We start from the raw sequence: 15395 nt of genomic DNA, 5'->3' as shown, positions 1-15395 counted from the left end.
GGGAGGCGCGGCGCGGCCCCGTCAGGCCGCGACCGTCGTCCTCACGGCGCGTCCGGCGATCGCTCCGACCCCGAGCGCCGAGCCGAGGAACACGACGGCGAGGATCGCCCAGCCGGCGGTCCCGAGGTCGACGGCGGTGAGGGTCACCACGGTGGGCGCGATCATCGCAGCGACCGCGTACCCGGTGCCGTACACGCCCTGGTACGCACCGATCCGGTCCGCCGGTGCGAGCTCGAAGCTCAGCGCCCACCCGGCCGCACTCGACGTGACCTCCGCGAGCGAGTGCGCGACGGCCGCGAGGACGAGCACGGCGGTCGCGGTCGCAGCCGGCACCCAGTCGTCCCCGCGGACCCACCCGGCGGCGGCCCACAGGCCGCACGCCACCGCCATGACCCACCCCGCGTGCCGCATCACCCGGGCCGCTCCCGCGACGGTGTCCGTCCCGCGGCTCAGCCGGACCTGCAGCAGGACGACGATCACGGTGTTCACGAGCAGCAGCGGCGAGACGAGCACGTCCGGGGCGACGGTGTGCTGCACGATCCAGATCGGCACCCCGACCTCGAACAGGCCGAACTGCATGCCGAACAGTCCCGTCAGGGCGGTGACGGCGAGGAAGCGCACGTCGCGGTAAGGGCTCCGGCCGGCGGGTTCCCGGCGCACGATCGTGCCGGTGTCCGTGCGGTCCGCGGGGGCCGCGTCGACGCGCGCCGCCGACAGACCCGCGACGAGGACCGCCGACGCCAGGAACAGCGCGCCGGAGAGCACCATCGTCACGCGGTAGGCCTCGCCGGTGCCGATCGCGAGCGGGACCGCGGCGAGCGCGGTGCCCACGCCGATGCCGACGTTCGTGACCGTGCGCATGGTCGCCCGGACGCGGACCCGCTCCCCACCGGGGAACGCCCGGCCGACCGCAGCGCTCCGGACGGCGCTGCCGCCCTGCTGCGCGAGGGTCACGACGGACGCCGTCGCGACGAGCGTCGGCAGGTCGTGGACGAGCACGTAGCTGATGAGCGCGAGCCCCTGCACCAGGTGCAGCCACACGAGCATCCGTCGCGCGCTGAACCGGTCCGCGAGGTGCCCGAACACGAGCGACGCGGCGACGCCGACCGCGCCGGCGACCGTGAGGCCCAGACCGACCGCGACGGCCGGGAGCCCGACGATCGTGATGAGGTACAGCGAGGTGAGCGTGAAGAAGGCACCGCGCCCGAGGGTGTCCACCAACGTGACCGTGAGCAGGCGTCGGAGCGTCGGGTCCTGTCGGACCAGGGTGCGGATCGGGACCGGTTGCGCCGTGGTGCTCACGGTCCTGTTCTCGCAGCAGCGCGGTGCTGACCAGAACGGATGTAGCGTCAGGCTTCATGATCCGCTACCGACTCGAGCCCTCCGACGTCTCGGCGGTGCGGTTCGGCATCTCGCCGCTGTCGGAGCTCGGCCTCGGGCTGCGCGCCTTCCGAGCACCGGAGCGGTACCCCTTGCAGCGGCCGTGGCTCGAGCGCATCGCCGGCGTGCTGCCCGTCCTCGACCGCCCCGTCCTCGCCGGCCTGGTCGACGAGCGCCGGTGGGTCGCGGACTTCGTCAACCCCCGTCCGGAGTCCCCGCTGGGGTCGTTCGACGACGAGCTCCGTGCCCTCGGCCGGATCTCCCCCTCCCGGCTCCGGACCGACCTCGAGCGGGTGCACGCCACCGTGCCGGACGTGTTCGTCGGGCGCCACGAGGACGTCGTCGACCGGCTCGTCCGGGCGCTCGCCACGACGTGGGAGCTCTGCTTCGCACCGTACTGGCCGCGGATGCGCCGCGTGCTGCAGGCCGACGTGACCCACCGCGGCCGGATCGCCGCGCACGAGGGCGTCGGTGCGGTGCTCGGTGGGCTGTCCGAGTCGGTGCGCTTCGACGGCCGACACGTCGACGTCCGGTTGAGCAGCCCGATCGCGCGCGACCGCCCGGTGCAGGGCGAGGGACTGACGCTCGTCCCGTCGGTGTTCGTCGTCCGCGCGTCGACGCCGATCGACGACGACATGCCCCCGACCGTCATGTACCCGGCGCGGGGGCAGGGCGCGATGTGGTCGACCGCGTCGCACCCCGACGCCGGCGCCGTCCGCGACCTGCTCGGGGGCACGCGGGCCGCGCTCCTCGACGCGCTCGGCGAGCCTGCGTCGTCGACCGACCTCGCGATGCGGTTCGGCGTCTCGACCTCGGCCGTCAACCAGCACCTGCGGGTGATGGAACGGGGCGGGCTGCTCAACCGGACGCGGTACGGCCGCGCGGTGCTCTACTACCGCAGCACCGTCGGCGACGCGCTCGTCCGACGGGAGTGAGCACGTCGGCCGCCGGGCGTGTCAGCGATCGAACAGCCCACCGAGGAAGTCGTTGCCGAGGTTCGACGCCTGCTCGCCCAGGCCGGATGCCTGCTCGCCGAGGCCGGACGCCTGCTCGCCCAGTCCGCCCAGGAACTGCTCGCCCTCGGCCGCGAAGCCCTCGACGCCGCCGCCCAGGTCCGCGAGACCGAGGTCACCCATGCCCGAGGCGATGCCCTCGAAGTCGACACCGAGGTCGGCCGCGCCGGCCAGCACGGGTGCCGCCGCTGCGCTCACCACTGCTCCTCCGGCGACCGCCACCGCGAGACCACCGAGCGCCACCGCACCGGCACCGACGGCAGCACCGCCGGCGAAGGCGCCACCCCTGCCGCTGCCCGGTCGCCCGGAGCCGCCGAGCACGCGGCGGATGAGCCCGGGTCGGGACATCTCGCTGCGGGTCATCGCCCGCGCCATGCCGCCGGACGAGTCGTCCCGCAGGTGCTCGTGCGGCGGGAGCTCCGAGTTCAGCCGGTCCCGCACCTGCTGCCGCTGCGCCGGGGTGAGCCGCGCGAAGGCGTCGTGGTGCACCTGCTCGATCTGGTCCGGGCTCGCCGTCCGCAGCAGGTAGTCGTACTTCGCCAGGGCGATCTTGTCCGCGTCGGCGTGCCCGCCGTGCGCCTGCGGCTGCTCCGGGTGCTGCTCGGTCCGACCGTACTGCTGCTGCGGCTGCCCGTACTGCTGCTGTCCCGGCTGCTGCTGTCCCGGCTGCTGCTGTCCCGGCTGCTGCTGTCGCGACCGGTCGTCGCCCGTCAGCTTGTCCGCGGCAGTCCGGACGATGTCACGCCAGTCGGTCCCGCCCCCGGTGCCGTGCGGGTTCTGCTGGTGGCCGGCTGCGGCGTTCCCCTGCGCGCGCTGCTTCTGCATCTGCTTGTCGATGACCTTCGAGGCCATGCCGAGGATCCGGTTGAGGTTCGCCATGCCCCAACCTTTGTGATCACACATGTGAGCACTCAGCGACCGAGCAGTGCGCTGACCCCCGATCAGGTCCGAGAGCGCTGGGAGCGACGGAGCGGTCGGCGCGCAGACTGCGGCGCGCGGTGCGAGCGACCCCGATCCGGTGGTACATCACCGGACGGTTCGGGAGGGTGTCCTCGGCCGTGCACCCGCCGGAGCGCGGCCAGGTGAACGTGCGAGGCCCGGATCTGCAGGAACAGATCCGGGCCTCAGTTCGCCTTCCGAGTGGAAAGCCAGGGATGCAAACCCATCCCCGAGCTCAGCGCTCGGACCGATGGTAGCCGAGCCCGCTCGGCTTCGCATCCCTGGCTCGAAGCTCTTCGTGTCCGCCGGCGACGACACCAGGAGGTCCTCGATGTCGCGAGACGACGACGGCCGGAACAGGCGTCACGCGCTCTGGCTGGGGAGCGCGAGCTTGCTCGTGAACACCACCAGACTGCTGGTCGACCTGCTCCGCAAGGGCTGAGGATGCGGGTGCCCCTCGCCGCCACCAGCGGCGAGGGGCACCCCGTCGGTCAGGACGGCAGGCGCGTCAGGACGGCAGGCGCGTCAGGGCAGCAGGCGCGCCAGGAACGCGTTGCGGAACCGCCCGGTCGGGTCGAGGTCCCGCACGAGCGCCGCGAAGTCGTCGAGGCGCGGGTACGCCTCGCGCAGGCGTTCGACGCTCGCGGCGGAGACCTTGCCCCAGTGCGGGCGGGGATCGAAGGGCGCGAGGACACCCTCGATCCGCTCGACCGCGGCAGCCACGGCCTCGGCGTCCCGTCGGAAGGTGAAGTGCAGCCCGACCGACTGCCGTCCCGACGAGGGCGCCAGCCATGCCGTGTCGGCGGCGATCGTCCGGACCTCGGCCGCGATGAGCAGCGGCGCGAAGAGCGGTTCGAGCGGGCGCAGCGCATCGAGCGCGGCGACGGCGTGCTCTGCGGGGACCAGGTACTCCGCCTGGATCTCGGCACCGGTGGACGGCTCGAAGGTCGACCGGAAGTGCGGCAGCCGCTCGGCCCACGGCCCGGGGACCCCGCCCTGCTCGGTGACGCTCGCGGCGTCGTTCTCCCCCGGGTGCACGGGCCCGTCCGCCCGACGGGCACCGAGCGCGACGAGGTCGACCGACGGTGCAGGTTCGTCGACGCGGTGCTTCGTCCAGACCTGTCGGGCACCGCGGTCGTCGAACGAGGTGAACAACGACACCGAGTACGCGTCCGACACCGCCCGGTCGAAGTGCTCGAGGACGGCATCCCACGGCAGGTCGAGGTGCACGGTCGTGGCCACCTGGAACGTCGGCTCGATCGCGAGCTCGACCGCGGTGACGACGCCGAGCGCACCGAGTGCCACCCGGTGCGCGTCGAGGGCGCCGTCCGGCGACGACGCGTCGACCCGGACGACGTCGCCGGAGGCCCGGACGACCTCGAGCCCGACCACCGCCTGCGCGAGCGACGGGTTGCGGACGCCGGAGCCGTGCGTGCCGGTGGCGACCGCGCCGGCGACCGAGATGTGCGGCAGGGAGGCGAGGTTCGCGAGGGCCCAGCCACGAGCCTCCAGGCCGGCCGCCACCTGTGCGTGCGTCATGCCGGCGGCGACCCGCACCACGCGCCGGTCGGCGTCGACCTCGAGCACCGGCGGGAGGCCGGCGAGCGTGACCTGGACGGCGTCGGTGTCGGCGATCTCGTTGAACGAGTGCGTCGAGCCGAGCGCCGTCAGGCGCGGCGTGGCCGCGACGAGCTGCCGGAGCGCCGCCACCGAGGTGGGGCGCTCGAGCGCGGAGGCGCGGTAGGTGACGTTCCCCGCCCAGTTGGTGCGCGTCGTCGTGGCCACGGTCACGGTCCTAGAACCCGCGGTCGAGACGGTGCCACGCCTGCTGCAGGCGGAGCTCGTCGCGGAACCCGCGAGCCGTGGTGTGCTCGTCGATGACCAGGAACTCGGTGCCGACCATGGTCGCGAGGTCCTCGACGACCTGCAGGCCGACGGCCGTCGTCATGACGGTGTGGTGCGCGGCGCCGGCGGTGAGCCAGGCCTCCGCGGCGACCGGGAACGACGGACGCGGCTCCCAGACGGCACGGCCGACCGGCAGGTTCGGCAGCGACTCGGTCGGCGGGACGACGTCGACGACGTTCGCGGTGAGGCGGAAGCCGTCGCGCGTGTCGGACAGGGCGACCACGACGGCTTCGCCCGCGTCCGCGGTGAAGACCAGGCGCACCGGGTCGTCCTTGCCACCGATGCCGAGCGGGTGGATCTCGAGCGTCGGCGTCGCGGTGGTGAGCGTCGGCGAGACCTCGAGCATGTGCGCGCCGAGGATCTTCTCGGCACCCGGGGTGAGGTCGTACGTGTAGTCCTCCATGAGGGAGGCACCGCCGGGCAGGCCCGCACCGGCGACGTTCATCGCGCGGACGAGGACGGCGGTCTTCCAGTCGCCCTCGGCGCCGAAGCCGTAGCCGTCGGCCATGAGCCGCTGCACCGCGAGGCCGGGCAGCTGCTTGAGCGTGCCGAGGTCCTCGAAGTTCGTCGTGAACGCAGCGGAGCCGTTCTGCTCCAGGAGTGCACGGAGGCCGAGCTCGATCGCGGCGCCGTCGCGGAGCGCCTGGTGACGGTCACCGCCGTCGCGCCGCAGCGACGCGTCGACGTCGTAGTCGCGCTCGTAGACGGCGACGAGCTCGTCGACCGCTGCCGTGTCCGCCTCGGCCTCGGCCACCGCTGCGGCCAGCTCGTTCACGGCCCAGGTGTTCACCTGCACGCCGAGCTCGATCTCCGCCTCGGTCTTGTCGCCCTCGGTGACGGCGACGTAGCGCATGTTGTCGCCGAAGCGCGTCAGCTTCAGCTCGCGGACGGCCGCCGCACCGGCCGCGGCGCGCGTCCAGTTCTCCACCCGCGAGACCACGCGCGGGTCGGACACGTGCCCGACGGCGGTCGCGTGCCGGACGCCGAGGCGGGCCAGCGCGTAGCCGAACTCGCGGTCGCCGTGCGCGGCCTGGTTGAGGTTCATGAAGTCGAAGTCGATGTCGCCCCACGGCAGCGCGACGTTCGCCTGGGTGTGCAGGTGCAGCAGCGGCTTCGTGAGCGCCTGCAGGCCACCGATCCACATCTTGGCCGGGCTGAACGTGTGCATCCACGTCGTCACACCGATGACCTTGTCGTCGGCGCTCGCCTCGATGAGCGCGCGACGGATGCCGTCGGCGTCCTTGAGCACCGGCTTCCACACGAGCTTCACGGGCAGTGCACCCGCGAGCTCCGCGTGCACGGCCTTGCTCTGCTCCTCGACCTGGCGCAGGGTCTCCTCGCCGTACAGGCCCTGCGACCCGGTGAGGAACCAGACCTCGTAGCTGTCGAGGGTGGCCTGGGGGTTCACCTGCGTCATCGCATGGCTCCTTCGGGGTTCTGTCCGTAGACGTTCTGGTAGCGATCGAAGAGTCGATCGATGTCGTCGGGGGCGATCGGCACGAGCTCCCCGCCCTGCTTCGCGATGTGCACGGTGCGCGCGACGTCCTCGCACATCACCGCCGCCTTCACGGCGTCCTTCGCGTCCTTGCCGATCGTGAAGACGCCGTGGTTCTGCATGAGCACGGCGCGGCTCCGGTGACCGGCGAGGGTGTCGACGATGCCGCGGCCGATGGAGTCGTCGCCGATGATCGCGAACGGGCCGACCGGGATCGGACCGCCGAACTCGTCCGCCATCGCGGTGATCACACAGGGGATCTCCTCGGCGCGGGCGGCCCATGCCGTGGCGTACGTCGAGTGGGTGTGCACGACGCCGCCCACCTCGGGCATGTTCCGGTAGACGAAGGCGTGCGCGGCGGTGTCGGACGACGGGCCGTGCGCGTTGCCCCACCCGTCGGCGGGCAGCCCGTCGAGGGTGCAGACCACCTGGTTCTCCGGGGTGAGGTCGTCGCTGGAGACCCCGCTCGGCTTGATGACGAACAGGTCGGTGCCCGGCACGCGCTCGGAGACGTTGCCGCCCGTCCAGATGACGAGGCCGTAGCGGACGAGCTCGCCGTGCAGGGACGCGACGCGCTCCCGCGCCGCGGCGACGGCTGCCCTCGTCTCGTCCGTGATCGGTCCGGTCATGCGGCTGACTCCTTCTCGGTCTGGAGGCGCGCCTCGACCACGTCGGTCGGCTCGCCCTGGTCGGTCGGTGCGGGCTGCCCCGTCGGTGCGGCCTGGTCCGTCGGTGCGGCCTGGTCCGTCGGTCCGGCCTGGTCGCTCGCCACGCTGGTGCGGGTCGCCGCGGCGGCGACGTCCTGCACGGGGAGGGCCGTGCGGTAGCGGGCCAGGTAGTCCTGGAAGCCCGCGACGTCGCGGTCCTCGGGCTCGGCGACGTGGACCGCGTCGCCGCGGAACACCGTGTCGGCGAGGAAGTCCTCCAGCGGGCGGTCGGTGTGCTCCAGGTACGCCGCGAGCACCGCGATGCCCCAGGCGCCACCCTCGCCCGCGGTCTCCTCGAGGGCGACCGGCACGCGGAGCGCTGCGGCGAGCAGGCGCTGCGGGGCACCCGGCGTGCGGAAGAGGCCGCCGTGCGCGGTCATCCGGTCGACGGCGACCTCCTCGCCGTGCAGGACGTCCATGCCGATCGCGAGGGTCGCGAAGGCACCGTGCACCTCGGAGCGGACGAGGTTGCCGAGCGTGAAGCGGGCGCCGGGGGTGCGCAGCAGCAGCGGTCGGCCGTCCTCGACGTGCGTGACCGGCTCGCCGGCCAGGTAGTTGAAGGAGAGCAGCCCGCCGGCGTCCGGGTCCGCGTCGGCGGCCTCGGCCAGCAGGGTGGCGTAGACGTCGTCGACGGGGACCGACGCGCTGCCGGTCCGTTCGCTCGTGGCCTCGGCGAACCGGCCGAAGACACGGGCCCAGGCGGCGATCTCGCTCGCACCGTTGTTGCAGTGCACCATCGCGACCGCGTCACCGGCCGGGGTCGTGACGACGTCGAGCTCCTCGTGCGGGGTCCGGAGCGCCCGCTCGAGCACGACCATCGCGAAGATGCTCGTGCCGACGCTGACGTTGCCGGTGCGCGGGGCGACGGCGTTCGTGGCCACCATGCCCGTGCCGGCGTCGCCCTCGGGCGGGCAGAACGGGACGCCGGGCTGCAGCGTGCCGGTGGGGTCGAGCCACGTGGCTCCCTCGGGGGTGAGCGCGCCCGCGTCCTCACCCGCGACGAGCACCTCGGGGAGCAGGGCGCGGAGGTCCGGGACGCGGTCGCCGAGCAGGTCCTGCGTGGCGGCGAGCATCGACGCGTCGTAGTCGCGGCGACCGGGCTCCCCCGGGGCGCTCTCGACCGGGCCGGACTCGATCGGGAACATGCCGCTCGCGTCGCCGACGCCGAGGACGTCGCGGCCCGTGAGCATGCGGTGCACGTACCCGGCGAGCGTCGTGACGCCGGCCAGCTGGGCGACGTGCGACTCGTCGTCGAGCACGGCCTGGTACAGGTGCGCGACCGACCAGCGCTGCGGGACGTTGAAGTCGAGCGCGGCGCTCAGCTGCTCGGCGGCCGGACCGGTCGAGGTGTTGCGCCAGGTGCGGAACGGGACGAGGAGCTCGCCGTCCTCGTCGAACGCCAGGTAGCCGTGCATCATCGCCGAGACGCCCGCCGCGCGGAACGCCGTCGGGCGGACGCCGAACTGCCGCTCGACGTCGGCGACCAGGTCGGCGTAGGCCGCGCGGACACCGGTCTCGACGGCGACCAGCGGGTAGGTCCACCGCCCGTCGACGTACTCGTTCTCCCACTCGTGGGAGCCGCTCGCGATCGGTCGGAGCTGCTCGTCGACGAGCACGGCCTTGATCCGGGTGGAGCCGAGCTCGATGCCGAGTGTCGTGCGGCCGTCCTCGACCTGCTGCCGGCGGTCGTCGCTCATGTGTCCTCCCGAGACCTCGTCGTCCTGCGTGAGCGCTCACATCCTGGCACGTGAGCGCTCACGCCTGCAACGCATCGGCGCGCCGCCCTGCTCGCGCGCGCCGGGCTCCCGCCCGCTCCCGCCCGCTCCTCCCGCTGCTCCCAGCGCCGAGCGGGCACGATCTGTCACGCTCGGCATCCCGCGCCGACACAACTCGCCCGCTCGGCGGCACCCCCGCGGCAGGTCGTGCCCGCTCGCGCAGCGAGGCTGCTCTCTCCACCGAGCCGTACCGAGCCCCACCGAGCCGTGCCGAGCCCCACCGAGCGGGCACGATCTGTCACCCTCGGCCCCCCTCGCCGACACATCTCGCCCGCTCGGCGGCAACCCCGCGGCAGGTCGTGCCCGCTCGGCGGCAACCCCGTGGCAGGTCGTGCCCGCTCGCGCAGCCGGGCACCCCCGCCCGCCGCCCGGCGCCCGGCGCCCGGCGCCCGGCGCCCGGCGCCCGGCGCCCGGCGCCCGGCCGCCGGACTACGCGCCGAGGGTGCTCTCGCGGACGACGAGCGACGGGGTGACGGCCGTCGAGACCGGACTCCCGCCGGACACGAGCTCGAGCAGCGCCCGGCCCGCGATGCGACCGAGCTCGTCGAGCCGCATGTCGACGGTGGTCAGCGGAGGCCGCGACGCGAGCGCCACCACGTCCCAGTCGTCGTACCCGGTCACCGCGACGTCCCCCGGCACCGACCGCCCGGTCTCCCGCAGTCGGTCGCACACGCCACGGGCGATCTGGTCGTTCCCGCACAGCACCGCGTCCACCGCGGACGGCTCCCGGTCGAGCAGGTCGACGGCCTGCCGCCCCCAGCGCTCGGACCACTCCCCGTGCATCGGAGCGCCCACCATCCGGTCACCGAGCACCGGGGCAGCCCCGCGCGCCCGGTCGACCGCCGACCGCGCGTCCTGCGGGCCCGTGACGACGGCGACCCGCTGCCGCCCGAGTCCGACCAGGTGCGCCGCCGCAGCAGCAGCGCCGGCGGGGTCGTCGAGCGTGATCGAGACGTCCGCGGGGTCGGTGGACGGGGTCAGCGCGTAGACGACGGGCACCGGGACCGGCACCTCGATCGGCGGCCGGGCATCGGCGGAGCGGCCGGTGACGATGATGCCGTCGACGCCGCGGGCGACGAGCGACCGGAGGTAGTGGGCCTCGCGCACGTGGTCGTCGCGGGTGTCGGCGACCAGGACCATCACCTCGCCGGCGGACAGGGCGTCCTCGGCCCCGAGCAGCACCGGCATCGTGAACCGTCCGAACGAGTCGGTCGTCACCATGCCGACCGTCCACGTCCGGCCGGAGGACAGCGCACGGGCACGTGCGTCGCCGACGAACCCGAGCTTCTCCGCCGCGTCCTTCACCCGCGCCCGGGTCTCGTCGCGCAGCTGCCCGGTGTCGTTCAGCGCCTTCGACGCCGTCCCGATGGACACCCCGGCGAGCGCTGCGACGTCGCTGATGCGAGCGAGTCGGGCTCTGCGGTCCGTGGCCACGGCAACGTCCTTTCCGGCGGGGGCCCGGACGACCGAGCCCGCGCTGATCCTAGGCGACTGCGCTCTTGTGCTGCCGCACCACCTGTCGTACGGTCGTCCCGGAAAGCGCTTTCCGTACGGACGGCCGCCAGTCAGACGCAAGGAGGCGCCATGACCACCACGACCGGAACCCCGACGGCCACCCCCGCGACGGGACGCGGGGCGCGGACCGCGACCCCGGTCCTCCCGACCGCAGGTGCGCACCTGGCGTCCCGCCCGCTCCCCACCGGCGATGCGCGCATCACCGGGGGCTTCTGGGCGCTGCGACAGGACCGCAACGGTCGCGACGCCGTCCGCAGCGGGTACGAGCGCCTCCGCGACGCAGGGAACTTCCGGAACCTGCGCATCGCCGCGGGCGACGAGCAGGGAGAGGCGGTCGGGCCGATCTTCATGGACTCCGACGTGACGAAGTGGCTCGAGGCCGTTGCGTGGGAGTACGGCCGGGCCCCGGCCGACGACCTGCTCGAGCTGCAGCGCGAGGTGACGGCGCTCTACGCCAGGGCGCAGGCGGAGGACGGCTACCTCGACTCGGTGCAGCAGGTCCGGGGCGGGGGCGAGCGGTACGTCGACCTGAAGTGGAGCCACGAGATGTACTGCGCCGGGCACCTGTACCAGGCCGCGGTCGCGCAGCACCGCGCCACGGGTGACACCGGCCTGCTCGAGGTGGCCGTGCGGAACGCCGACCACCTCGTCCGGACGTTCGGCCCGGGTGACGACCGCACCCAGGACGTCGACGGCCACCCCGTCGTCGAGATGGGGCTCGTCGAGCTGTACCGCGAGACCGGCACCCGCGCCTACCTCGACCTGGCGCACTGGTTCGTCGACGCCCGCGGGCGCGGCATCATCGAGCGCGCCGGCGGCGAGCCGACGTACTTCTCCGACCGGGTCCCCGTCCGCGAGGCCACCACCGTCGAGGGCCACGCCGTCCGCGCCGTCTACCTGGCCGCCGGTGCCGTGGACGTCGCGATCGAGACCGGCGACACCGAGCTCCTCACGGCGAGCGAGCGCCAGTTCGCGGACATGACGGCCACGAAGGCGTTCATCACCGGCGGCCTCGGCGCCCGCTGGGACTGGGAGGCGTTCGGCGACCCGTACGAGCTCCCGACGGACCGCGGCTACGCCGAGACGTGCGCGGCCATCGGCGGCATCCAGTGGGCGTGGCGGCTGCTGCTCGCGACGGGGAAGCCCGTGTACGCCGATGCGATCGAGCGCCTGCTCTACAACGCGTTCCTGCCCGGCGTGAGCCTCGCCGGCACCGAGTACTTCTACGTCAACCCGCTGCAGCACCGCGACGGCGCGCACCAGGACGAGAACCGCTCCCCCGCCCACGGACGTCGCGGCTGGTTCGACTGCGCCTGCTGCCCGCCGAACATCATGCGCACGTTCGCGAGCCTCGACGGGTACCTGGCGACGGCGACCGACGGCGGCCTGCAGGTCCACCAGTACGCGGACGCCGACCTCGGCCCCGTCCGCGTCGCGACCGGCTACCCGCACGACGGCCGCGTGGTCGTCACGGTGACCGAGGACGGCCCCCTGGCGCTCGGACTCCGCATCCCGGCGTGGTCGGACACCACCACCGTGACCACCCCCGACGGCACCGCGACCCCGGAGCCCGGCACCCTGCACGTGGTCGAGCGCGCGTGGACGGCCGGTGACACCGTCGAGCTCGCCTTCGACACGACGCCGCACCGCTACGTGGCGGATCCCCGCATCGACGCGGCACGGGGCCAGGTGGCGATCGAGCGCGGGCCGCTCGTCTACGCCGTCGAGCAGGCGGACCAGCAGGGCTTCACGGTCGACGACCTGACGGTCGACGCGAGCGCGCCGGTAACCGAGGAGCGCCGCGACGACCTGCTCGACGGCGTCGTCACGCTGCGCGTCGCCGGGCACGCTCCGGCGCGGCACGAGCAGGCGGCGTGGCCGTACCGACGGCTGGAGCGGACGGGAGGCGCGACGCACCCCGCCGACGCCACCCCCGTGACCGAAGCGGCCGGCTCCGCGACCGCGGCCGGTCCCGCCGGGGCGACCCCCGTCACCGACGCGGCCGGCTCCGCGACCACGGCCGGTCCCGCCGACGCGACCACCGGCCTCCAGGCCGTCACCGCGACCGCCGTGCCGTACTACGCCTGGGCGAACCGCGGCCCCGCACCGATGCGCGTCTGGCTGCCGCTCGCCCACTGAGCGCGGCACCGCCCAGGTCGCACGACGTGCCGTCCGTCCGCGCGACGGACGGCACGTCGTGCGACCGGGACGACCGCTGGCGGCACGTCGTGCGACCGGGACGACCGGCGCCGCCGCTCAGGCGGAGCGCCGCACCACGAGCTCGGGCAGCAGCAGCGTCTCGTCGAGGGGCTCCCCCTCGACGACGGCCCGGACCGCCTCGAGCACCCGCTGCCCCATCGCCATGAAGTCCTGGCGCACGGTGGTGAGCGGCGGGGTGAAGTGCGCGGCCTCGGGGATGTCGTCGAACCCCACCACGGCGATGTCGTCCGGCACGCGGAGTCCCTCGTCGGCGAAGGCGTGCAGCACCCCGAGCGCCATCTGGTCGTTGCCGGCGAAGACCGCGTCGACCGCGTGCACGTCGATCGTCCGCGCCGCCGCGAAGCCGCTCGCCGGGGTCCAGTCGCCGTCGAGCACGACCGGTTCGAGTCCGGCGTCGCGCATGATCCGCCCGTAGGTCTCCCGGCGGACCTCGGACTCCTGGGACACCGCGGGCCCGGCGATGTGCACGACCCGGCGGTGCCCCCGGGCGAACAGGTGCTCCATCACGAGGGTGGTGCCCGCGGCCTGGTCGATCGCGACGGCGGCGACACTGCGTGCCGCCGGGGTCCGGACGGCGTCGCGCTGCACGGCGTTCGCGACGACGACCGGCACGGTGACCGGGATCGTCAGCGACGCGAGCGCGTCGAGCACGCGGTTGTCGGCGGCGACCAGCACGATCGCGGCGACGTCCTGCGCGAGCAGCGTGGTGAGCGCCCCGGACAGGTCCACGGGGCGCGGGTCGTCCGGCAGCGTCGAGAGCAGCACGTGGTACCCGGCCGACCGCGCGGCACGCTCGAAGCCGACCGCGGTGCTCGACGGTCCGTACAGCGCGTCGCCCGCGGTGATGATGCCGAGCGCGCGACTGCGTCCGCCGGCGAGGGCGCGGGCGGCGGCACGCGGCCGGTAGCCGAGCTCGGCGACGGCGTCGGTGACCTGCGACCGGTAGGCGTCGCGGACGGTCGGATCGCCGTTGATCACGCGGGAGACGGTCTGGTGGGAGACCCCGGCGCGCTCGGCGACGTCGAAGATCGTCGGGGCCTTCCGGCGTCTGCCGCCGGGACCCCCGAGCGCGGTCGTTGTCGTCACGTGGCCGAGCGTAGCGTCCGGTCCGCTCGGCGCAACAACATCTCGGAACGGTCACGACGAGTTGACACCCCGGTACGGAACCCTCAGTATGTGAGCGCTCACACGAGCACATCCCACGGGGCACAGCAGCCCCAGCACCCGAGCGCGTCGAGGACGACGCGAGAGGAACAGAGGTACTTCGATGATGAAGCGCAGGATCATCGCGGGGGTCGCGGCCCTCGGCATCGCGTTCTCCCTGGCAGCATGCTCGGCCGGCGGCCGTGCGTCCACCGAGGGCGGCGGCGACACCGCGGACGGCAACAAGGGCGCCCTCGTCGGCGTCGCGATGCCGACCAAGGTCTCCGAGCGGTGGATCAAGGACGGCAACGCCGTCAAGAGCGACCTCGAGAAGGCCGGCTACAAGGTCGACCTCGAGTACGGCGACAACAAGGTCCAGCAGCAGGCCCAGCAGGTCAGCAACATGATCACCAAGGGCGCGAAGGTCCTGATCATCGCGTCGATCGACGGTGGTGCACTCTCCGACCAGCTCGACGCCGCCGCCAAGGCCGGCATCAAGGTCATCTCGTACGACCGCCTGCTCACCGGCAACAAGAACGTCGACTACTACGTGTCGTTCGACAACTACAAGGTCGGCGTCGACCAGGCCACCTCGCTCCTCACGGGGCTCGGCGTGCTGGACGACAAGGGCGAGAAGACCGGCAAGAAGGGCCCCTTCAACATCGAGGTCTTCGCCGGCTCGCTCGACGACAACAACGCCGGGTTCTTCTTCAACGGCGCGATGGACACCCTCAAGCCGTACCTCGAGGACGGCACGCTGAAGATCGGCTCCGGCCAGGACCAGCTCTCGCAGGCCGCCACGCAGCAGTGGGACCCGGCGACCGCCAAGGCCCGCATGCAGAACCTCGTCGCGTCGACGTACTCCGGCGGCACGAAGCTCGACGGCGTGCTCTCGCCCTACGACGGCATGTCGATCGGCATCATCTCGGCCCTCCAGGGCGCCGGCTACGGCTCGGGTGACCGTCCGCTGCCGATCGTGACCGGCCAGGACGCCGAGGCCGCCTCGGTCAAGTCGATCATCGCGGGCCAGCAGTACTCCACCATCTACAAGGACACCCGCAAGCTCGCGAAGCAGTCCGTGACGATGGCCGAGGACCTGCTCTCCGGCAAGACCCCCGAGGTCAACGACACCAAGAGCTACGACAACAAGGTCAAGGTCGTCCCGACCTACCTGTTCCAGCCCACGGTGGTGACGAAGGCCAACTACAAGGAGGTCCTCGTCGACAGCGGGTACTACACCGAAGCCGACCTCAAGTAGGACGCAACCATCCACAGGACTGGAGGCGCGGTGCACCCCCGCACC

General features: G+C 73.4%; 11 protein-coding genes. 3 read left to right on the top strand and 8 right to left on the bottom strand.

The features are described 5' to 3' along the window. Positions 1-21: 21 nt before the first annotated feature. The gene (locus ACIP6W_RS12770) at positions 22-1302 is read right to left on the bottom strand and encodes an MFS transporter (RefSeq protein ID WP_400429923.1); all 1281 of its coding nucleotides are present in this window, start codon (positions 1300-1302) and stop codon (positions 22-24) included. A 56-nt stretch (positions 1303-1358) separates the two neighbouring features. Between ACIP6W_RS12770 and ACIP6W_RS12765 the strand changes: the two genes are divergently transcribed. Further along, entirely contained in the window at positions 1359-2315 is a 957-nt protein-coding gene (locus ACIP6W_RS12765) for a DUF5937 family protein (protein WP_066655635.1), read from the top strand. Between the two features lie 21 nt (positions 2316-2336). Here ACIP6W_RS12765 and ACIP6W_RS12760 read toward each other — a convergent pair whose 3' ends face one another. From ACIP6W_RS12760 to ACIP6W_RS12735, 6 genes are all read right to left on the bottom strand, one after another. Then, entirely contained in the window at positions 2337-3272 is a 936-nt protein-coding gene (locus tag ACIP6W_RS12760) for a cation-transporting ATPase (RefSeq protein WP_400429920.1), read from the bottom strand. A gap of 585 nt (positions 3273-3857) precedes the next feature. Next, entirely contained in the window at positions 3858-5117 is a 1260-nt protein-coding gene (locus ACIP6W_RS12755; protein WP_400429918.1) for an FAD-binding protein, read from the bottom strand. 10 nt (positions 5118-5127) lie between these two features. Beyond that, entirely contained in the window at positions 5128-6654 is a 1527-nt protein-coding gene (gene araA / locus ACIP6W_RS12750) for an L-arabinose isomerase (protein WP_400429916.1), read from the bottom strand. After that, on the bottom strand, positions 6651-7361 hold the full coding sequence (locus ACIP6W_RS12745) for an L-ribulose-5-phosphate 4-epimerase (RefSeq protein WP_066655643.1): 711 nt from the start codon (positions 7359-7361) through the stop codon (positions 6651-6653). Before ACIP6W_RS12745 ends, araA begins: the two co-directional genes overlap by 4 nt. Then, on the bottom strand, positions 7358-9136 hold the full coding sequence (locus ACIP6W_RS12740; RefSeq protein ID WP_400429914.1) for a xylulokinase: 1779 nt from the start codon (positions 9134-9136) through the stop codon (positions 7358-7360). Before ACIP6W_RS12740 ends, ACIP6W_RS12745 begins: the two co-directional genes overlap by 4 nt. A gap of 507 nt (positions 9137-9643) precedes the next feature. Next, positions 9644-10648, bottom strand: coding sequence for a LacI family DNA-binding transcriptional regulator (locus ACIP6W_RS12735; RefSeq protein ID WP_400429912.1), 1005 nt, complete (start codon positions 10646-10648; stop codon positions 9644-9646). Between the two features lie 150 nt (positions 10649-10798). Here ACIP6W_RS12735 and ACIP6W_RS12730 point away from each other — a divergent pair, with 150 nt between their 5' ends. Beyond that, entirely contained in the window at positions 10799-12868 is a 2070-nt protein-coding gene (locus tag ACIP6W_RS12730; protein ID WP_400429910.1) for a glycoside hydrolase family 127 protein, read from the top strand. Between the two features lie 117 nt (positions 12869-12985). Here ACIP6W_RS12730 and ACIP6W_RS12725 read toward each other — a convergent pair whose 3' ends face one another. Then, a complete protein-coding gene (locus ACIP6W_RS12725; RefSeq protein WP_066655657.1) occupies positions 12986-14035 on the bottom strand; it encodes a substrate-binding domain-containing protein in 1050 nt (349 codons plus the stop codon). Positions 14036-14216: 181 nt separating this feature from the next. Between ACIP6W_RS12725 and chvE the strand changes: the two genes are divergently transcribed. Next, positions 14217-15350: a multiple monosaccharide ABC transporter substrate-binding protein gene (gene chvE / locus ACIP6W_RS12720; protein ID WP_066655659.1), complete on the top strand. Its 1134-nt coding sequence runs from the start codon at positions 14217-14219 to the stop codon at positions 15348-15350. Positions 15351-15395: the final 45 nt, after the last annotated feature.

It is taken from the genome of Curtobacterium sp. NPDC088465 (genome assembly GCF_044753165.1).
GTDB lineage: Bacteria > Actinomycetota > Actinomycetes > Actinomycetales > Microbacteriaceae > Curtobacterium.
The sequence above is the reverse complement of the archived record's forward strand: the minus strand, read 5'-3'. Positions and strand labels throughout refer to the sequence as shown.